A 20,548-nucleotide genomic window follows, 5' to 3' on the forward strand; every position below is an offset into this window, starting at 1 on the left:
AGGCGCAGCGGACGCGCCCCAATAGCGGCTTACGCCGCTTCGACGTGAATCATGAAATCGACCGGCGGGTCGATGCGCGTCGAGTCGGGCGATGAAGACGTGATGCAGCTTGTGCTTGCCGGCCGCGCGGAACGGGAAGCGCCGTCTGCGAGAGGCGGCGTCGAGACGGAGAGGAATGGGGTTACTGCGCGCCGGGCTGCAGCGAGCAGAACGCGACGTCCTGCTGCATGCCGCCGAATGCGTCGGCATAACGCTCGAGGCCCTCGCGCGCGCAAAATCGCGGACAATACCGCCTGGGCGCTCCGGCGAGCGGCACGTGCGCCGGCCCCGCCCGCGTCCCGGCCGACGCACGTGATCGCGGCCGGCCAAGGCCATCATGAAACTCAAAGCGAAGATCTTCCTTCTGGCGATCGTGCCCTTTCTCGTCGCGATCGCAGGCATCGGCATCGGCGTGCGCCAGCAGGCGACGTCGCTCGCGCGCACCCAGCACGCGACGATCCAGGCCGCGTACCTGTCGAGCAAGGAAATCGAGCTCAGGCATTACGTCGATCTCGCGACCAGCGCGATCACCCCGCTCTACGAAGCGAGCGGCCGCAACGCGCGCGACGACGCGCTGCTGCGCATGCAGGCGCTGGCGATGCTGCAGAAGATGGATTTCGGGCCGGACGGCTATTTCTTCGTGTACGACCTGCACGGCAACGCACTGATGCATCCGCGCGAGCCGGCGCGCGTCGGCCACAACTACTGGGCGATGCGCGACCCGCAAGGCGGCCTGACGATCCAGCAGCTGATCGCCGCCGCGTCGCACGGCGGCGGCTACGTGCGCTACATGTGGCAGCGCCCGTCCACCGGCCACCTCGCGCCGAAGCTCGGCTACGTCGTCGCGCTGGAGCGCTGGGGCTGGATGCTCGGCACCGGCATCTATCTCGACGACGTCGACACCGCGTTGCAGCGCATCGACGCGCGCGCATCGGCGAACATCGACCGCACGATGGCGTGGCTCACCGCGATTGCGCTGGCCGGCGCGGCCGCGATCGCCGTGTGCGCGCTGGTGCTGAACGTCAGCGAATCGCGCAGCGCCGACGCGAAGCTCAAGCGGCTCGCGCAGCGCGTGGTGGAATCGCAGGAACAGGAGCGCGCGCGGCTGTCGCGCGAGCTGCACGACGGCATCAGCCAGATGATGGTGTCGGCGAAACTGATGCTCGAGTCCGCGCTCGCGCGCTTCGAGCGCGGCACCGCGCGCATGCCCGAAGCGGAGCAGGCGCTCGCGTCCGGCATCGGGCGGCTCGGCGACACGCTGCGCGAGGTGCGCCGCATCTCGCACGCGCTGCGCCCGGCGATGCTCGACGATCTCGGCCTCGCGGCCGCGCTCGAGCAGCTGGTGCGCGAGCTGAGCACCGAAACCGGCATCGAGATCGGCTACACGCAGGTCGCGCACGGCGGCATGCGGCCGTTGCCGGCCGCGGTCAACACCGCGCTGTTCCGGATCGCACAGGAAGCGCTGAGCAACATCCTGCGCCACGCGCACGCATCGCGCGCCGCCGTCACGCTGGACGTCGCCGCGCATGCGGTGACGCTGACCATCGCCGACAATGGTTGCGGCTTCGACGCCGAACGCACGCAGACCGACGCACGCGACGGCATCGGCCTGCGCAACATGCGCGAGCGCCTCGACGCGCTCGGCGGCGCGCTGACGATCGCGTCGCAGGCCGGCCACACGCTGGTCGCCGCGCGCGTCCCGCTGACTTCATCCGACTGACAGGAGGCCCCTCGCCCATGACCGCTCCAGACACCGCCGCGCGGCCCGCTGCCCGGCTCCTGCTCGTCGACGACCATCCGCTCGTGCGCGACGGCCTGCGGATGCGGCTCGAAGCCGCCGACCTGGGCGTCGTCGGCGAGGCCGGCAATGCCGACGAGGCGCTGGCGCTCGCCGAGGCGCTCGATCCCGATCTCGCGCTGATGGACGTCGGCATGAACGGGATGAACGGCATCGCGCTGGCCGGGATTTTTCATGAGCGCTTTCCGGGCATCCGGGTGCTGATGCTGTCGATGCACGACAACATCGAATACGTGACGCAGGCAGTGCGGGCGGGCGCGAGCGGCTATCTGCTGAAAGACTCCCCCGCGAGCGAGATCGTCCGTGCGATCGGCGCGGTGCTCGCTGGCCAGACGTTCTTCAGCGAAGGACTCGCGGCCCGGATGATCCACGCGAGCGCGGCCGCGTCGCCGCTCGAACGCCTGACGCCGCGCGAGCGCGACATCCTCGACGCGCTCGCCGAAGGGCTGTCGAGCAAGCAGATCGCGCATCAGACCGGCCTGTCGGTACGCACCGTCGAGACCCACCGGCTGAACCTGAAGCGCAAGCTCGGCATCGAGGGACAGGCCGAGATGATCAAGTTCGCGGTCGAGCATCGGCGGCGCTGACCGTGTGGACGATAAAAAAGGGGCGCGAATCGCGCCCCTTCTTGCACCGCACGCCGCCGTGGCGGTCAGTTCGTGCGTGCGTTGTGCTTGGTCAGGAAGGCGATCAGGCCGTCGATGCCGCCCTGCGCGAGCTGGGCCTTGAACTGCCCCTGATAGACCTGGATCAGCCACGCGCCGGACATGTCGATGTCGTAGATCTTCCAGTCGCTGCCGACCTTGCCGAGCCGGTAGCCGACCGACTGGCTGTCGCCCGGCGTCGTCACCGTCGACTCGACGAGCGCATCCGTGCCGGCCGGAGCGCCCGGCTTGAACGAGAACTTCGCGTCCTGGCTGCCGAGCTGCGCGAGCGACGCGGCGTAGGTGCGCGTCATCAGCAGCTTGAACTGCTTGTACAGCTCCTCCTGCTGTTGCGGCGTCGCCTGCTTCCAGGCGTCACCGACGGCGATGCGCGTCGTGCGCTCGAAATTCGTCGCGGGCAGGAAGTGGCTCTGGACGACCTGCGTGACCTTCGCCATGTCGCCGGTGCGCGCGACCGGATCGGCCTTCATCGCATTGACGGTACCCTCGACCGCGTTCCGGACCACGTCGACCGGCGCGCTCTGCGCATAAGCGGAAATCGACACCGTGGCGGACACGGTGGCCGCGGCGAGGAAAGCAAACAGATGACGTTTCATACGGATATCGCACTCGTAAGGAAAGATGGCCGGCGCGGCGCACCGACCGGTCTGACCCAGTATACCGGGCCTGATGACAGGATGCCGCATCGTGATCGACTGTTACCTCTGGCGCCGCTTCGTCATTGTCACGGTGCCCGGCCAGCGCACGCAAGCGGACCGCCGCGCATCGGAAGTGAACGCACACTAACTCAGAACGTGCTTCCCGCGCAATGCGGCCGGGCGCGGCGCCGGCGAGCGTCGTGCCTGGCCAGGCAGGATTCTTGCATTAGCCAGCAAATAACCTTCGCAGCCGGTAACAGCCCTAAACAGCCCCATGAAGGCGACTGACGGTTCGATGCGCCGGTATACTTGGACACTTTGCCCTTTCGTACCCCACTCCGCCGTCCCATGGTGACTCATCTTATCGTTCGACTCGTTGCGTGGTCGGTACGACGCCCGATTCTGGTCGTCGTGTTGTCGCTCGTCATCGCCGCGTTCAGCGGCGTCTACGTCGCGCATCATTTCAAAATCAACACGGACATCAGCAAGCTCGTCGATGCCGATCCGGAATGGGCGGCGCTCGGCGACGCGATCGACCGCGCGTTTCCGCAACGCAACGGCACGATCCTCGCGGTCGTCGAGGCGCCCGCGCCCGAGTTCGCGACCGCCGCGGCGCATGCGCTGACGGCCGGCCTCGAGGAACAGGCCAGGGCCGGACGCATCGGCCAGGTGGCCGAGCCGGGCGGCGGGCCGTTCTTTGAGCGCAACGGCCTGCTGTTCCTGTCGCCGGAGGAAGCCGCGAGCACCACCGCGCAGCTCGCGAGCGCCCGCCCCCTCATCAACGAGCTGGCGAAGAACCCGAGCCTGACCGGGCTCGCCACCACGCTGTCGACGACGCTCGGCCTGCCGCTGCAGTCCGGGCAGGTGAAGCTGCCCGGCATGGCCAGGCTGCTGTCGCGCAGCGCCGCGACCGTCGACGACGTGCTGGCCGGCAAGCCCGCCGCGTTCTCGTGGCGCGGGCTCGTCGACAGCGACGCGGCCCGCCAGCCGGCGCGCGCGTTCGTCACCGTTCAGCCCGTCATCAACTACGGCGCGCTCAGGGCAGGCGAAGAGACGACCCGGACGATCCGCGAAACCGCGCGCACGCTCGACCTCGACAAGCGCTTCGGCGCGGTGGTGCACCTGACCGGCGAGCAGCCGCTCGCCGACGAGGAGTTCGCGTCGGTGCAGGACGGCGCTGCGGTTAACGGCATCGCGACGATGGTCGTCGTGCTCGTGATCCTGTGGCTCGCGCTGCGCTCCAAGCGGATGATCGCGTCGGTGCTCGTCACGCTCACGGTCGGCCTCGTCGTGACGGCCGCGCTCGGCCTGATGATGGTCGGCTCGTTCAACATGATCTCGGTCGCGTTCATGGTGCTGTTCGTCGGCCTCGGCGTCGACTTCGCGATCCAGTACGGCGTGAAATACCGCGAGGAGCGCTTTCGCGACCCGCGCATCGACCACGCGCTGATCGGCGCCGCGCACGCGATGGGCATGCCGCTCACGCTCGCCACCGCCGCCGTCTCCGCCAGCTTCTTCTCGTTCCTGCCCACCGCGTATCGCGGCGTCTCCGAGCTGGGCCTGATCGCGGGCGTCGGGATGTTCGTCGCGCTGACGACCACGGTCACGCTGATGCCCGCGCTGCTGCGCCTGTTCGCGCCGCCGGGCGAATCGACGACGCCGGGCTTCCCGCGCCTCGCGCCCGTCGACGATTTTCTCGACCGGCACCGCACGCCGATCCTGATCGGCACGATCGCCGTCGTGCTCGGCGCGACGCCGCTGCTGACGTTCCTGCGCTTCGACTTCAACCCGCTGCACCTGAAGGACCCGCACAGCGAATCGATGGCGACGCTGCTCGCGCTGAAGGACTCGCCCGAGGCATCGATCAACGACGTCACGATGCTTGCGCCGTCGCTCACCGCAGCCGACGCGGCCGCGAAGCGCCTCGACGCGCTGCCCGAGGTCGGCCGCACGACGACGCTGTCGACCTTCATCCCGGCCGATCAGGCGGCCAAGCGCGCGTCGATCGCGGCAGCCGCGACCGACCTGCTGCCCGCGCTGACCCAGCCTGCCGCGCCGCCCGCCAGCGACGTGCAGCGCGTCGCCGCGCTCAAACGCGTGGCCGACCTGCTCGGCTACGCGGCCGAGGATTACCCCGGCCCCGGCGCGGCTGCCGCCGAGCACCTGTCCGCGTCGCTGAAGAAGCTCGCCGCCGCCGACAGCGCGACGCGCGACCGCGCCGAACGCGCGTTCTCCGAGCCGCTGCGCATCGCGCTCAACCAGCTCGCGACGCTGCTCCAGCCGCAGGACATCACGCGCGACACGCTGCCACCGCAGCTCGTGCGCGACTGGGTCGCGCCGAACGGCCAGGCGCTCGTGCAGATCTCGCCGAAGATTCCGGCGGGCGTCGATCCGAACGACGACACGATGCTGCGCCGCTTCGCGAAGGCGGTAAAGGCGGCGGAGCCGGGCACGATCGGCGGGCCGATCTCGATCCTGCATTCGGCCGACACGATCATCAGTGCGTTCCTGCATGCGGCCGCCTGGTCGATCCTGTCGATCACGATCCTGCTGTGGATCACGCTGCGCCGCTTCGGCGACGTGCTGCGCACGCTGGTGCCACTGCTCGTCTCCGCGCTCGTGACGCTGGAGATGAGCGTCGTGCTCGGCATGCCGCTCAACTTCGCCAACATCATCGCGCTGCCGCTGATGCTCGGCGTCGGCGTGGCGTTCAAGGTGTACTTCGTGATGGCATGGCGAGCCGGGCAGACCGGCCTGCTGCATTCGAGTCTTACGCATGCGGTGCTGTTCAGCGCCGCGACTACCGCCACAGCATTCGGCAGCCTGTGGCTGTCGCACCATCCGGGTACCGCCAGCATGGGCAAGCTGCTTGCGCTTGCGCTGTCGTGCACGCTGGTCGGCGCCGTGGTGTTCCAGCCGGTGCTGATGGGCAAACCGCGCGCGAAGCGCGCAAAAAAACAATTGCAGGGAAGCAATGAATAAAGTGCGAATGATTGCGGCGACGCTCGCTGCCGGCGTCATGCTGAGCGGCTGCGCGACCGGCCCTAACCGCAGCGCGGACGATCCGCTCGAGCCAATGAACCGTGTGGTATTCACGGTCAACGACACGATCGACACGAACATCGCGGTGCCGATCGCGAAGGGGTATCAGAAGGTCACGCCGTCGCCGATCCGCACGGCGATCAGCAACTTCTTCTCGAACATTGCCGATCTCGGCAACATCGCGAACAACCTGCTGCAGTTGCGCATCACCGATGCAACCCAGGACGTGATGCGGATGGCAATGAACTCGCTGTTCGGGGTGGCGGGGCTGTTCGATATCGCAACGCCTGCGGGGCTGCCGAAGCACCATCAGGACTTCGGGCTGACGCTCGCGCGCTGGGGGGTGCCGTCGGGTCCGTATCTCGTGCTGCCGATCTTCGGGCCGAGCTCGTTCCGTGACGGCGTCGGGCGCGCGGTCGATGTGCGCTTCAACCTGCTGAACTACATCGAGCCGGCTGCGCGCAATCCGATGTATATCGTGCAGTTCGTGAGCGCGCGGTCGGATCTGCTGGGTGCGACGGATCTGTTACAGCAGGCGGCGCTCGACAAGTATTCGTTCGTGCGGGACGCGTATATGCAGCAGCGCAAGTCGCTGACGTACAAGGGTGAGGAAGCGCCGAGCACGCTGCCGAATTATGGCGATCCGGGGGATGTGGATGGCGCGCCGGGGCAGGAGAATGCGCCGACGGTGCCGGGGGCACCGAAAAATGAGGATCCGGGTGCGGGAGCGCCGGGGGCTTCGATGCCGGCGGGGGCGTCGGGAGTGGCGGTGCCGGCGAGCGGGGGGGCGAGTGCTGTGCCGGGCGTGCCGGCGAGTGAAACGCCTTCGGCCGCGGTGCCTGCTGCGGCCAGTGCCACGGATGCGGCTCCTGCGATGCCGGCCAGCAGCCCGGCTGCGAATTGATGCGCGGATGCTGCGCTTGAGACGCGCTGCGTTATGCGATGGCGGCCGGTAAGCCGGCCAGACGCGAAAGACCCGATCGGCTTGAATGCCGGTCGGGTTTTTTTCTGGTTCGTCGCGGATTGCCGGGGGATACCGCCAGGTTCAGAACGAACCGTTGCGGGTGCTTGATCACGCCGAGTGACCGTTGATGTCCTCGTTCGGCCATCTCAAGCCATGTGCGAATCGCCCCGGCTGGACACTCGGACGTCCGTTCTACACTGCGGAGTCAACCCGTTGACGTCCCGCGTGTTTTTTACCGACTGCCGTTTCCCGTCATCAAGATTCCGCCGTCGTCCGACTCCGTCTGTGCGTTCGCGGTGCTCTCTACACGTTCAATGCGCACATGCATCGACCGTGCGTCCGTCAAACCCAAGGTCTTCGCCGCGGCATAAGAGAGATCGATAATTCGGCGTTTGATGTAGGGTCCGCGATCGTTGATACGCACGACGACCGACTTTCCTGTTGCCAACGAACTGACGCGCACATAGCTGCCGAGCGGCAATGTTCGATGGGCAGCCGTTAATGCGCCGCCATCATAGCGTTCTCCGTTCGCGGTCAGATGCCCCTGGAACGTTGCCGAATACCATGACGCCTCGCCGGATTGCAGCACATCGTGTCGCATGCGACAGGAATCAACCCTGCACGCAGCATGTTCGGGTGCAATCTGTCCGCAAGCCGCGAACAAAGCGCAGATTCCCAAAACTCCCAAATAGCGGAGTGATAGCACCATAGAGCACATGTCAGTTAATGAGGTGTGGCTTTGACGTCCCAAAAAGCTCACGCAAGCCGCGCGCCCGGGCAACATAACATCGTGACAATTTTTTAGGTCTCGTGCAGTGGGCCTGTCAGTCCGACCCTGATTTCATTGCAACACGCCTTGCTGCCATGCAGCTTCAAGTGTATTGCATCGACGGGTTGAATCCGCAGTCGATATCCGCCAGTACCTCACCCATCACCCCTGCCGCTCCAACTGCAGCGCACGTTCCATGACCTTGTCCATCGCGCCAAGCAGCACCTCGCGCTCTTGCGGCGTAAGCGCTTCAAGCAGAAAAGCCTCCCGCGCCTGAACCATCGGCACGATCTTCTGATAGAGCTTTCGCGCAGCGCCCGTCGGGCGCACGATGCGCGCACGCCCGTCTTCCGGGTCCGGGGCGCGCTCGATCAGCGCCGCACTCTCCATGCGCGCCAATGCGCGGCTCACCTGCATCTTGTCGAGCGTGGTGTGCGCGATCAGATCCGTCGTCTTCATCTGGTTCTCTTCGGCGAGCGCCGCCAGCACGCGCCACTCGTCGCGCGACAAGCCGAAACGCTCCGCGTACACCGGTGCGACCGCACGGCTGACGGCATCCGCAAGCCTGGCGACGCGATAGGGGAAGAACTTCAGCAGGTTCATGTCTTTATCGTAACAGATGTTATTGGCACTCGACGCCACGCCTCAAAAACTTGACATAGATCAGCTCAGTACGGGATTTCACCGATGACCATCCGTGAGCCGACGCTCTACTCTTCACACATCCACTTCGTAACCATAGTTACTAACTGGCACCCACCATCCCCAAGGAGAAGCCCGGTGAAAATCGAACGTATCCATCACGTCGCGTACCGCTGCAAAGATGCCAAGGAAACCGTCGAATGGTATCGCAAGCACCTCAACATGGAGTTCGTGCTCGCTATCGCTGAAGACCGCGTTCCGTCAACGAAGGCGTCCGATCCCTACATGCACGTGTTCCTCGATGCCGGCGGCGGCAACGTGCTGGCCTTCTTCGAGATCCCGAATTCGCCTCCGATGGGGCGCGACAGCAACACGCCCGACTGGGTCCAGCACATCGCGTTCAAAGTCGACAGCGAAGCGACGCTCGTCGAAACGAAGGCGCGCCTGACGGCGGCGGGCATCAAGGTGGTCGGCGTGACCGACCACACGATCTTCAAGTCGATCTACTTTTTCGACCCCAACGGCCACCGGGTCGAGCTGGCCGCGGATTGCGCCACGGCTGAGCAGATGAAGCGGCTCGACGACGTGAAATGGGTGATGCTCGAAGAGTGGTCGCAAACCAAACGCGCGCCCAAGCATGCAGCCTGGATGCATGCAGGCGAGCTCGCAACGCGTGCCCATCAGGACTGAGCGGAGACGCCCCATGTTGAAGACCTACACGTATCCCGAGTTTGTCTACCGCCAGTCCGCCGAGCAAAAGGAAGGCACCGTCAAGCGACACCCGGTCGTCATCGTCGGCGCCGGGCCCATCGGCCTCACGGCCGCGCTCGATTGCGCCGCGCGCGGCATCCCCGCCGTCGTGCTCGACGACAACAACACCGTGAGCATCGGTTCCCGTGCAGTCTGCTATGCGAAGCGCGCGCTCGAGGTCTGGGATCGACTGGGCGTCGGCGAACGCATGGTCGAGAAAGGTGTGAGCTGGAAGGTCGGACGGGTTTTTTTCGAGGACAAGCCGGTCTACGCGTTCGACCTGCTGCCCGAGCCCAGACACAAGATGCCGGCCATGATCAATCTTCAGCAGTACTACCTTGAAGAATACATGGTCGATGCATGCGACAAGCATCCGCTCGTCGATCTGCGCTGGAAGCACAAGCTCGTCAGCCTTTCACAGGGCCCGGATCACGCGACATTGAACGTCGAGACGCCGGACGGCATCTTCAAGATGGAAGCGGACTGGGTCATCGCCTGCGACGGCGCGAACAGCGACACCCGCAAGATGCTGGGCGCGGGGTTCACGGGACAGTTCTTCCAGGATCGCTTCCTCATCGCCGACGTGGTCATGAACGCCGAGTTCCCGACCGAGCGCTGGTTCTGGTTCGACCCGCCGTTCCATCGCGGGCAGAGCGTGCTGCTGCACAAGCAGTCGGATAACGTCTGGCGCATCGATTTCCAGCTCGGCTGGGATGCCGACCCTGCCGAGGAAAAGAAGCCGGAAAACGTCATCCCGAGAATCCAGGCCATGCTCGGCAAGGGCGTGGACTTCGAACTCGAGTGGGTGTCGGTCTATCAGTTTGCGTGCCGCCGCATCGATAACTTCCGTTACGGACGCGTGCTGTTTGCCGGTGACGCCGCGCACCAGGTCTCGCCATTCGGTGCCCGCGGTGCCAATACCGGTGTGCAGGATATCGACAATCTCGTCTGGAAGCTCAAGCTGGTGCTCGATGGGCGCGCGCCTGAAGCGCTGATCGACAGCTACCACGCCGAGCGTGCATTTGCCGCCGACGACAATCTGCGCAACTCGACGCGATCGACCGATTTCATCACGCCCAAAAGCCGCACGAGCCGCGTGCTTCGCGACGCAGTCCTGTCGCTTGCGGAAACCGAACCGTTTGCGCGGGCACTCGTCAATAGCGGCCGGCTGTCCACGCCTACACCCTATGTGGAGTCCCCGTTGAACACACCCGACGAGTCGGCGTTCGCAAGGACGATGCGTCCGGGCACGAATTGCGCCGACGCGCCCGTCCTGCGCAACGGCCGCACGGAATGGCTGCTCAACCAGCTCGGCGATGGCTTTACGGTCCTGACGTTCGGAGCGGCCGCCACGCCCGGCCAGATTGCCGCATCGGGTGCATCCGTGAAGGTGCTGAACATTGGTCAACCGGGTTCGGCGGCTGACATCGTCGATGCCGAAGGACTCGTCGCGCAGCGCTACGACGCACGTCCCGGCACCGTTTACCTGATCCGCCCGGATCAATATGTCGCTGCACGGTGGCGCGAGTTCGATGTCGAGAAAATAGAGGCGGCCATTGGGCGCTGCCTCGCCCGTCAACCTGAAGCGGAGTACGAGCGATGCTGAACCACGAACTGAATCTGGCCGAACCCGATGCATTTTACGAGGAGCTGATCGCGGCTCAGCGCGATCTCAGCGAGGCACAGGCCGAATTGATGAACGCAAAGCTGTTGCTCATACTCGCCAACCAGATCGTCGATCGAAACATCCTGCGCGAGGCACTCGAGGTCGCCCGGTCCAATCTATAGACCGTGTCCGGCGGCCCCGCGCGACGCCGAGGTCCGCGCGGGGCGATGTGCTTTTCTTGCCGATTCATGCTATCGGCTCATGGCGCCCGGCACCTAAGCTTTCTTCATCGTAAGCCGCGTCGTCGCGCGCGGCCCCTGGAGGAGCTATTCAGCATGATCGACTTCCTGACCGTTGCGAATCTCGAATCGGACACAGCCGACTCTGGCATGTTGCTGTTTGCACTGGCCGCGATGCCCGTCGAGCCGGCCGGCGCACCGGGATGGTTTCAGCGTCGCATGCATACGTGCGCGAGCGTCATTTCTCGCGAGGAAGACGTTTCCGATGTGCTGCTGCGATTGCCGCAGAGCTGGAATATCGTCGACGACGCACGCTGCAAAGGCTTGCATGACGACGAGGACATCGTCACGAGCGATCCGCGTTTCAATCAGGGCTTCGATCCGCGAAGCTTCGCCATCGTCGCGCATGCCGACGGCGAGCGCTTCGCGATGCTCATGCTGATCAACGCCGCCGAGGCCGCGCTCATGCAGGAGCGTTTTTTCCGGAAGGGCCAGCCGTTCGAGCATTGCGTATTTGGTTCGCGAACAGATCGATAGCGGTGCGGCCGATCATGAACGTTTACCCGCGTATCACCAGCCGCTGCCGATTTGCGCTAACGCTCCCGAACCGCCGCGCCTAAAGTCGCCCGAAGGAGCCGGGCCACGCGCGGTTTGCGCGCATCCACCGGTCCGGTCACGAACCAGGCGAGACAGAAAACATGACAGCGACTAATGAGACGAAGATCGTCATCGACGCGCGCGTCCGCGCATTTCTCGGACGGGAACCCGGTCTGTTCATCAACGGCGCGTCGTGTCCGGCGCATTCCACGCGGCGGCTCGACGTCTTCGATCCTTCGACCGCCGAAGTATTGACGACCGTGCCCGACGCAGACGCCGCCGACGTCGATCGCGCGGTGTCGAACGCACGTGAAGCGTTCGACAACCGCGTCTGGAGCGGCCTGCGTCCCGCCGACCGCGAGCGCATTCTTCTGCGTCTTGCGGACGTGATCGAGACCCATGCCGAAGAGCTGGCGCAACTGGAAACGCTCAACCAGGGCAAGTCGATCAACATCGCACGCGCCATCGAAGTCGGCGCGACGGTGGAATACGTGCGCTACATGGCCGGCTGGGCGACGAAGATCACCGGTGAAACGCTCGACGTGTCGATTCCGTTCCCGCCGGGCGCGCGTTATACGGCCTTCACGCGCAAGGAACCGGTGGGCGTGGTGGCCGGCATCGTGCCGTGGAACTTCCCGTTGATGATCGCCGTATGGAAGCTGATTCCCGCGCTCGCGGCAGGCTGCACCATCGTCATCAAGCCGTCGCCGGAGACGCCGCTGACGGCGCTTCGCCTCGCGGAACTCGCCACGGAAGCCGGCGTGCCCGCGGGCGTCTTCAATGTCGTGACGGGCGGCCGGGAATGCGGTGCGGCGCTAGCATCGCATCCCGGCATCGCGAAAATCACGTTCACCGGCTCGACGCCGACAGGAAAGTTGATCGGCGCCGCCGCCCTGCAGAACATGACCCGTTTCTCGCTGGAGCTCGGCGGCAAGAATCCGGCGATCATGCTGGCCGACGTGGACGTCGACCAGGCCGTGCAAGGCGCGCTGGCGGGCGGCTTCCTGAATCAGGGGCAGGTCTGCGCCGCGGTTTCGCGCATCTACGTGCATCGCAGCAAATACCGGCAGATCGCCGACGGGCTCGCCGATATCGCGCGTTCCATGACCCTCGGCCCGGGCATCGATCCTGCCGCCCAGATCAATCCGCTGGTTTCTTCGCATCATCGGGCGTGCGTCGAAGCGCATATCGCGCGGGCGAAGGCGGATGGCTTGCGCTTTCTCGCGGGCGGCACGCCCGTGGACCGGCCCGGGTACTATGTGCGGCCCACGGTGATCGCGGACGTTCCCGCCGACGCCGCGATCGTCCGCGAGGAAGTGTTCGGACCGGTGCTGGCGCTCGTCCCGTTCGACGATCCGCAAGAGGCCTTGCGGCTCGCCAACGACTCCCCCTACGGGCTCGCCGCGAGCCTCTGGACGAACGACTTGCGCGCGGCGATGAATCTCACCCAGAAGATCGAGGCGGGCACCGTGTGGGTGAACTGTCACGTGCCGCTCGACCCTTCGATGCCCTTTGGCGGATACAAGCAGTCGGGCATCGGTCGCGAGTTCGGCAAGTACGCGGTCGAAGCCTGTACCGAAACGAAGTCCGTCTGCATCGCGCATTGAGCATGCGCAGACGACGTGGCGTGTCCGGCAGCAAGCGCCCACGCAGGCAATGACGCGTATTTTTGACGAGCGATCCGACAGCATGCTCCTGCTTTAAGATAGCAACATCAAGGAGAGGAGGCGATGGACTTCAAAGTCAGCTCGCTCGTCGATGTGCACGACCATTCGCTTGCCGTCAGCGGCTGGGAGCAGGTCTACCGGCAGATGACGCCCGGCCGATTCGAAAGCAAGGTCGTCGAGGCCACGTCGTCGGCGTTTCATTTTTTTCGCGAGTCGACCAATCGGCGCATCGTGCAGGCGGGGGTGTCTCCTGCCGGCTACGCGTCGATCGCCGTGCCGCTTTCGGCTCCGCTCGCCGGCACCTTCCAGGGGCAAAGGATCAACGGATTCGCGCTGATGCTGCTGAGCCCCGGCGAGGAGTTTCGCTTCTATACGCCGGAAGCGATGCACTATGCCGGCGTGAGCCTGCCCGTCGAACAGATGAACGAACTGGTTGCGGTTACCGTTGGGGACGATGTGGCGCGGCAGTGGAAGCGCAACGTTCTGCCGGTCTCCGACGATGCCGCGCAAGTGCTGCAGCAGCGGCTCGTTCCCGTCCTCGACGCGGCCGAAGCCAATCCTGCCGCGCTCACGCATCCCGCATCGGTCAAACTCTTTCAGGACGAAGTGCTGGGCGTGCTGCTCGGCCTGCTCGAAAGCGCGAGCGGGGTGTCGAAGCGCGACCTGACTCACGCCACCTACAGCGATATCGTCCGGCGTTGCGAACGCATCGCCAGCGAGAATGCGCCCGAGCCCGTCACCGCGCTCGATCTGTGCCGTGCGTTGCGGTGCAGCCGCCGGACCTTGCAAACCAGCTTTCAGCGAGTCGCGAACGTCACGCCCGTCGAATATCTGCGTGCGATGCGGCTGAACGCGGTGCGTCGCCTGCTGCGCTCCACCAGTGCGGAAGAACTGCTCATCGGCGATGCCGCCGCGCGTTACGGCTTCTCGCATTTGAGCTACTTCGCCCGCGAATACCGCGACCTCTTCGGCGAGCTTCCGTCGCAGACACAGCGCCGGTTCTGAGACAGACCTTTCGCCATCCTTTCGATTCACACCCTTTGGGGACCGTCCTGCGTTGTTTCGCTCACGCGATGTCGCGACGAACCCATGCATTGCCTAGGCAAAAACCCTAACGCGCTTGCGCATTGCCAATTTGTGCTGCCGGTGGCGTATTTTGGTTTTCTAAATTCTCCAGCAACACATGACCGCACGTGAATCGCATGAGCGCTCACCGATGCGGGTCAACCCATGCCTGACCACCTGGAGAGAACCAATGAGCGTCGCTATGGAACCTACACCCTCGACCGAGCTGCGCAAAGGCGCGCTGGGACTGGGGTTCATCGTCTTCTTCGTCATTTCGGCGGCGGGCCCGCTCGTGGCGATCGCCGGCGGCTTTCCGATCGGCATCATGCTCGGCAATGGTGCAGGCACGCCTTCGTTGCTCATCGCGACCGTCGTGATCCTGCTGCTCTTCGCGGCCGGCTATACCGCAATGGCGCGTCACGTCACCAACGCAGGCGGCTTCTATGCGTTCACCGCGCGTGGCCTGGGCGGAACGGCGGGTGGCGCGGCGGCGCTGCTCGCCCTGCTCGGGTACAACACGATGCAAATCGGCCTGTACGGCATGTTCGGCGCGGTCGCGGCGGGCTTCGGGTCATCCCATTTCGGTATCGGCGCGCCCTGGTGGGTCTATTCGCTTGCGGCACTCGCGAGCATCGCCGTGCTTGGCTACCGGCAGATCGATCTTTCCGCGAAGGTGCTGTCGCTGCTCGTCATCGGCGAGTACGTCGTCGTGCTGGTGCTCGATATCGCGATCCTCCACAGCGGTGGCGCGCACGGCGTCAATCTGGCGTCTTTCACACCGCACACGTTCATGAGCGGAACGCCCGCCATCGGCTTCCTGTTCTGCTTCGCGACCTTCATCGGCTTCGAGGCCACGACGATCTATAGCGAGGAAGCCAAAGACCCGCAGCGCACGGTGCCGCTCGCCACGTACATCTCGGTGCTGCTGATCGGCGCGTTCTATTGCTTCTCGGTCTGGTGCATGATCGTCGGCGCCGGCGTGGACGACATCGTCAAAACGCTGACCGCGCTCGCCGATCCGACGACGTTCCTCTATTCGCTGTCGGATCATTACGCGAACCATGCGCTGACCAATGCCATGAGCGTGCTCTTCATCACGAGCGTCTATGCCGGCCTGCTCGCGTTTCACAATTCGGCGTCGCGCTATTTCTTCGCGAGCGGCCGAGAAGGGCTGCTGCCGACGACGCTGGGCCGTACCCATCCGCTGCACAGCAGCCCGCACATCGGATCGCTCGTGCAATCGGCCGTGGCATTGATCGTCGTGACCGCGTTCATCGTCATGCGCGCCGATCCGGTGCTGACGCTCTTTTCCTGGCTCACCAATGTCGCCACGCTGTGCATCATCGCGCTGATGGTGCTGTCCTCCGCGGCGGTCTTCCTGTTCTTCAAGCGCCTGCCCTCCAGCAAGGAAAGCGCATTGCGCGTGGCCGTGTTTCCGGTCGTGTCGGGTCTCGCGCTTGCCACCGTGCTGGTTCTCGCCATCGCGAACTTCCCGCTGCTGACGGGAGCGGGCGCCACGCTGTCGTATTCGCTGACAGCGCTGTTGCCGATCTTCGCCATCGCGGGCGTCATCGCGGCGCGAAGTCTCAAGCGACGCGACCAGGCCTGCTACGAGCGCCTCGGAAGCTCGCGCCTCTGATCAGAACGCTACGCGACGCACGCTTAGCTGTTGACTCCGCGTTCTTCCGCGAACGCACTCTTCCTTAATGAACACACGTTGCGCAGCATGCTCCGCATGACCGCGCGGGGCGACGCACGTCGATCGAAACACACATTCATGAAAAACACTCAAGCAATCAAGTCGACCTGGATGGCTACAGCGCTGGCGCTATGCGGCGCATGGACGAATCACGCCGATGCCCAAAGCAGCCTGACGTTCTATGGAACCGTCGATGCGGGGGTCGTCTATTCGACGAATCAACAGGTCACCCAGGCAGACGGCTCCATCACAAGCGGCCATGCGGTGCAGATGAGTGGCGGCAACCTCGTCCCGTCGCGTTGGGGACTGACCGGAACCGAAGACCTCGGCGGCCCGCTGAAGGCGACCTTCTCTCTGGAAAATCAGTTCCTGACGGGAACCGGCTCGATGCTGCAAAGCGGCGCGCTCTTCAGCCGGCAGGCATGGGTCGGCTTGCGCGACGAGCGCATCGGTACGCTGGGACTCGGCCGCCAATACGATTCGTACTCCGACTTCCTGGGTGTCTATGCATCGAGCAATAACTGGGCGACGCTGTACGGCTCGCACTTCGGCGACGTGGACAACCTGAACGAAGCCTTCAACATGAACAACGCGGTGAAGTTCACGAGCGTGGATTTCAACGGCTTCACCTTCGGCGGCACGTTCAGCCTCGGCGGCCAGGCCGGCAACTTCTCCGCGCGGCGCGGCTATGCCGTGGCCGGCGGCTACGCACGCGGCCCCGTATCGATCAGCGTGGGCTACATGACGCTCAACGATCCATTCAACGCCGCGCTGGGTGGCGCCGATGGCTATATCGGCGACTTTTCCTGCGCCAACGCCGTGGCCAGCTACTGCCAGCTGCAAAACGCACGCACGATCAAGGCATACGGCGCGGGCGGTTCGATCGTATTGGGGGATGCGACCGTGGCCGCCGTGTACACGCATACCCGGCTGGAAGGCAGCCAGTACTTCGCGAGCGCGGCGTCGCCCGGCGGACAGGACGTGTCGTTCGACATCGCTGAAGTCAACCTGAACTACGCGGTCACGCCGTTCTGGAATCTCGGTGTCGCGTACATCTTCAACAACGCGAAGCCCGGCGGCGGGAGTTCCACGCACTTCCATCAGGTGAACCTCGGGACCAACTACCAGTTGTCGAAGCGCACGGCGCTGTATGCCGTCGCCATCGCGCAGCAAGCGGGCGGGACCGGCTTGGGCACCAACGCGTCGGGCAGCGCGAGCGCCAACTATGCGCAGATTCCCAATCTGGTGAACAGCAACTCGGACCGCCAGCTCGCGGTCCTCGCGGGCGTCAGAGTGAATTTCTGACGCCGATGAGCCATGCGCCTGCCGAACGGACGGACGACGGTCAGGCCAGCCCGGCGTGCCTTTGCCGATTTGTGCTCACCCAAACAAATCGGCAGATCCAGAATGAAAGTACGGCAACCGGTCAACACCCGACTCCGAGCGCCCCCTGCGGCAGCGCCATCAGCCTCGGTTGCAACCGGAGACAAAGGAACGACGATGCATGCAGATGAAACGGCTACGTACTACACGGCCACGAAGAAATACGATTTGAGCTTTCCTTCCCTCGAGAACGACGTGCAGGCCGACGTGGTCGTCATCGGCGGCGGATTCTCGGGAATCCACACCGCGCTGGAGCTTGCGGAAAACGGCGTGACGGACGTGGTGGTCCTCGAGGCGCGCTACCTCGGATACGGCGGCACCGGTCGCAATGGCGGGCAGGTGATGGCCGGCATCGGGCACGACCTGGACGCGATCAAGAAAGATGTGGGCGACGACGGCGTGCGGGCGATCTTTGCGCTCAGCGACCTCGGGCCGCAGATCATGCGCGAGCGGATCGCGAAGTACAACATCGATGCCGACTTCTGCAGTGGCTACGGCTACATGGCGTACAACGCGCGTCAGGCGAAGACGCTGCGTAGCTGGGAGAAGGACTTCAAGTCCCTCGGGTCGCCGCATGAGATCCGCTACGTCGAAGGAAATGACGTCCGGCAGATCATCGGCTCGGAGGTCTATCACGCCGGCCTGCTGCATATGGGCGGAGGACACGTTCACTCGCTCAACCTGTTGCTCGGAGAAGCGAAGGCCGTGTCGGAGATCTATGGCGTCCGCATCTTCGAATACAGCCCCGCGCTGGAGATCGCCTACGGCGAGCGCATCCGCGTGCGCACGGCAAAAGGCAGTGTGACGGCCAGGAAGCTGGTATGGGCATGCGATGGCTTCAACAACAATATCGAGCCTGAACTGCATCGCAGCACGATCAACGTGTACGCATTCAACTCGATGACCGAGCCGTTGAGCGACGAGTTGATCAGGCGCATCAGCCCGATTCGCGGCGCGTATAGCGATATTCGGCCGGTCATCAATTACTACCGGGTGACGAACGAGAACCGGCTGCTGTTCGGTTCGTCGACGTCCCTGGTCGAGCACATTCCGGGCGATCTGAAAGAGTGGAACCGGCGCCTGATGGTCGAAGTTTTCCCCTATCTCGAGAACGTCAGGATCGATCTGGCCTGGGGCGGGCCGATGGCGTCAACCCTTAACCTTTTTCCGCAGATCGGCACGCTGGCCGACCGCCCGAACGTATTTTTCGTGCAGGGTTATTCCGGCTTTGGCGTGACGCCGAGCCAGATCATTTGCAAGATTCTCGCGGAGGGCATTCTGGGCGGCTCGGAGCGTTACCGGCTGGTGAGTTCGATCCCGCGGGCCAGCATTCAGGGCAAGGACAAGTACAGGAACGTGCTTGTCACGCTCGGAAAAGTCATGCACCAGACGTCCGGCTACTGGCACGGGCGGCGGTGAATTTTCATTCACGATGCTTTAAGGAGAATATCTCTATGGGTCTCACTGCAATCAAGCTCGGCACGTCCATTTCGGAACTCGACGCCTGGGGAAGCGTCAGCGCGTTGGGAAGCCAGATTCTCAGCGACGGCGATGTACAGGCGTACGGCAAGCTCACGCATGGAGCACCGACGGACCCCGTTTCGGCAGGCTACTTTGGCGCGTCGAAGGGCAAGTTCAGGCTCGTCTATCCGTTCAGCGAGCAGGCAACGATCGTCAATGGCGAGGTGAAGATCACCGATGAGTCCACCGGCGAAGCCCGGACTTTCAAGGCCGGCGATTCATGGTTTGTGACGAAGGGAACGTCCACCGTTTGGGAAGTGCCCGATAACGGTGTCGTAAAGCACTACCTGGCATTCGCTTAAGACGAGAACGGATGTCTGGCAGGGTGTTGGAAGACGTTGCGATGTATGCACGCCGAATATTTCGGATTTCTTGAAATCATCCGAATGCGCGCCATCGCGACATGGGCAACGTATAGGTCACCATAAAATTCGGCATACGGACATCCTTCGAAAACGTTTTTCAACAGCCTGCCAGATGGACGTCCGCCTGACTTTCCGGACTTTCCGGATTCAACCGATCGAGAATCGCCGAGGCGGCAACCAGCCCGGTTTCAGCCGAAACCGGCACGAACTTCGCGGCCGCCGGTAGAAACGGCATCGCCGGGATGCCAACAGGCCAGGACGGCTTTCGCCGTTCCCGAAGATCAGCGGGGGAGGGGAGAAAACACTACGCCGCGACCCGCAACGCCCCCGCACGTTCGAACGCATGCCGCGCCTGAACGAGCGTCGTACGCGCCGCGCGCGCATCGCCGGCCACCTGCAGCAGCGGCCCCAGTTGCGACGGCTCTTTGATCAACTCACGCAGAATCGGCAGGATCGCCGTACTGCCGTCATCCCGCAGCCCCGCCGTCGCCGCGCGCGGCAGGGTCCGCCACGCCGGATCGACGATCGCGCGGCACACCGCAAACGGCACGCCACGCGCCGCCGCAAACGCCGCAGCAATATGCGACTCCATATCGACGGCCAGCGCGCCCCTGGTGCGAAACAGCACGTCCTTTTCCTGCGCGCTGACCACCGGCGCACCCACCGCCGCCATCACGCCGCGCGTCACGCGCGCCTCTACCGGCGTACCGTGCAGCGCGGCAGCGAGCCGCGCGCTCCACGCAGCATCAGTCGGTACGCGCCCGAACGGCCCGTCGATCGCATCGGCAATCACCAGCGCACCCGGCGCGAGATCCGGCGCAAGACCACCCGCCGTGCCAAAGCTCACGATGCCCGCGCAACCACGCGCCGTCGCCTCGGACAACGCCCGCTCCAGACGATCCGCCCGCGCCGCAAAAACCGCCTCGACGCCTTCGCCCCGCGCGATGCGTGCTTCGAACGCCATGCCCGTCACCGCAATGACGGGCAGCGTGCCGTTGAGCGTCTGCACCACGCGTCAGATCCCGACCGTCACGCGCGTCGAATTCGCGCGCTTCAGGTTGCGATAGCGCGCCAACGCCCACAGCGGGAAGAACTTGCG

At 64.6% G+C, this 20,548-nt stretch carries 18 protein-coding genes; 14 read left to right on the forward strand and 4 right to left on the reverse strand.

All coding sequences use genetic code 11. The features are described from left to right. Positions 1-376 precede the first annotated feature (376 nt). Positions 377-1,759: a cache domain-containing protein gene (locus tag LIG30_RS21855; protein ID WP_038715386.1), complete on the forward strand. Its 1,383-nt coding sequence runs from the start codon at positions 377-379 to the stop codon at positions 1,757-1,759. A 17-nt stretch (positions 1,760-1,776) separates the two neighbouring features. Beyond that, positions 1,777-2,424 carry a response regulator gene (locus LIG30_RS21860; protein ID WP_038715388.1) on the forward strand — a complete coding sequence of 216 codons (648 nt, stop codon included), beginning with the start codon at positions 1,777-1,779 and terminating at the stop codon, positions 2,422-2,424. Positions 2,425-2,489: 65 nt separating this feature from the next. Here LIG30_RS21860 and LIG30_RS21865 read toward each other — a convergent pair whose 3' ends face one another. After that, on the reverse strand, positions 2,490-3,098 hold the full coding sequence (locus LIG30_RS21865; protein ID WP_038715389.1) for an MlaC/ttg2D family ABC transporter substrate-binding protein: 609 nt from the start codon (positions 3,096-3,098) through the stop codon (positions 2,490-2,492). Between the two features lie 390 nt (positions 3,099-3,488). On the opposite strand from LIG30_RS21865, the gene LIG30_RS21870 reads away from it, so the two are divergent. Next, positions 3,489-6,122, forward strand: a complete 2,634-nt coding sequence (locus LIG30_RS21870; protein ID WP_038715391.1) for an MMPL family transporter — start codon at positions 3,489-3,491, stop codon at positions 6,120-6,122. Then, entirely contained in the window at positions 6,115-7,086 is a 972-nt protein-coding gene (locus tag LIG30_RS21875; RefSeq protein WP_038715392.1) for an MlaA family lipoprotein, read from the forward strand. The genes LIG30_RS21870 and LIG30_RS21875 overlap by 8 nt, the downstream gene beginning before the upstream one ends. A gap of 292 nt (positions 7,087-7,378) precedes the next feature. On the opposite strand, the gene LIG30_RS25635 is transcribed toward LIG30_RS21875, so the two are convergent. Both LIG30_RS25635 and LIG30_RS21880 read right to left on the reverse strand, forming a co-directional pair. After that, the gene (locus LIG30_RS25635; RefSeq protein WP_235510361.1) at positions 7,379-7,747 is read right to left on the reverse strand and encodes a septal ring lytic transglycosylase RlpA family protein; all 369 of its coding nucleotides are present in this window, start codon (positions 7,745-7,747) and stop codon (positions 7,379-7,381) included. A gap of 330 nt (positions 7,748-8,077) precedes the next feature. After that, positions 8,078-8,518, reverse strand: coding sequence for a MarR family winged helix-turn-helix transcriptional regulator (locus LIG30_RS21880; protein ID WP_038715393.1), 441 nt, complete (start codon positions 8,516-8,518; stop codon positions 8,078-8,080). Positions 8,519-8,695: 177 nt separating this feature from the next. Between LIG30_RS21880 and LIG30_RS21885 the strand changes: the two genes are divergently transcribed. The 10 genes from LIG30_RS21885 (at position 8,696) to LIG30_RS21930 (ending at position 19,386) form a co-directional block, all read left to right on the forward strand. Next, entirely contained in the window at positions 8,696-9,247 is a 552-nt protein-coding gene (locus tag LIG30_RS21885; RefSeq protein WP_038715395.1) for a VOC family protein, read from the forward strand. Positions 9,248-9,260: 13 nt separating this feature from the next. Then, a complete protein-coding gene (locus LIG30_RS21890; RefSeq protein WP_038715397.1) occupies positions 9,261-10,913 on the forward strand; it encodes an FAD-dependent oxidoreductase in 1,653 nt (550 codons plus the stop codon). After that, positions 10,907-11,095: a DUF2783 domain-containing protein gene (locus LIG30_RS21895; RefSeq protein WP_038715398.1), complete on the forward strand. Its 189-nt coding sequence runs from the start codon at positions 10,907-10,909 to the stop codon at positions 11,093-11,095. The genes LIG30_RS21890 and LIG30_RS21895 overlap by 7 nt, the downstream gene beginning before the upstream one ends. A 153-nt stretch (positions 11,096-11,248) precedes the next feature. Beyond that, on the forward strand, positions 11,249-11,689 hold the full coding sequence (locus LIG30_RS21900; protein ID WP_051995128.1) for a hypothetical protein: 441 nt from the start codon (positions 11,249-11,251) through the stop codon (positions 11,687-11,689). A gap of 161 nt (positions 11,690-11,850) precedes the next feature. Then, positions 11,851-13,356, forward strand: a complete 1,506-nt coding sequence (locus LIG30_RS21905; RefSeq protein ID WP_038715399.1) for an aldehyde dehydrogenase family protein — start codon at positions 11,851-11,853, stop codon at positions 13,354-13,356. Positions 13,357-13,479: 123 nt separating this feature from the next. Continuing rightward, positions 13,480-14,421 (forward strand): helix-turn-helix domain-containing protein, encoded by a 942-nt coding sequence (locus LIG30_RS21910; RefSeq protein ID WP_038715400.1) that lies wholly within the window; start codon positions 13,480-13,482, stop codon positions 14,419-14,421. Positions 14,422-14,671: 250 nt separating this feature from the next. Beyond that, on the forward strand, positions 14,672-16,120 hold the full coding sequence (locus tag LIG30_RS21915) for an APC family permease (RefSeq protein WP_038715402.1): 1,449 nt from the start codon (positions 14,672-14,674) through the stop codon (positions 16,118-16,120). A 138-nt stretch (positions 16,121-16,258) separates the two neighbouring features. After that, positions 16,259-17,485: a porin gene (locus LIG30_RS21920; RefSeq protein ID WP_051995129.1), complete on the forward strand. Its 1,227-nt coding sequence runs from the start codon at positions 16,259-16,261 to the stop codon at positions 17,483-17,485. A 195-nt stretch (positions 17,486-17,680) separates the two neighbouring features. Next, positions 17,681-18,982, forward strand: coding sequence for an NAD(P)/FAD-dependent oxidoreductase (locus tag LIG30_RS21925; protein WP_038715406.1), 1,302 nt, complete (start codon positions 17,681-17,683; stop codon positions 18,980-18,982). Positions 18,983-19,017: 35 nt separating this feature from the next. Continuing rightward, a complete protein-coding gene (locus tag LIG30_RS21930; RefSeq protein WP_038715407.1) occupies positions 19,018-19,386 on the forward strand; it encodes a cupin domain-containing protein in 369 nt (122 codons plus the stop codon). Between the two features lie 367 nt (positions 19,387-19,753). On the opposite strand, the gene LIG30_RS21935 is transcribed toward LIG30_RS21930, so the two are convergent. Beyond that, positions 19,754-20,413 carry a phosphorylase gene (locus LIG30_RS21935; protein ID WP_051995131.1) on the reverse strand — a complete coding sequence of 220 codons (660 nt, stop codon included), beginning with the start codon at positions 20,411-20,413 and terminating at the stop codon, positions 19,754-19,756. Between the last annotated feature and the right edge of the window lie 135 nt (positions 20,414-20,548).

The sequence above is a fragment of the Burkholderia sp. lig30 genome (assembly GCF_000687455.2).
Taxonomy (GTDB): domain Bacteria; phylum Pseudomonadota; class Gammaproteobacteria; order Burkholderiales; family Burkholderiaceae; genus Burkholderia.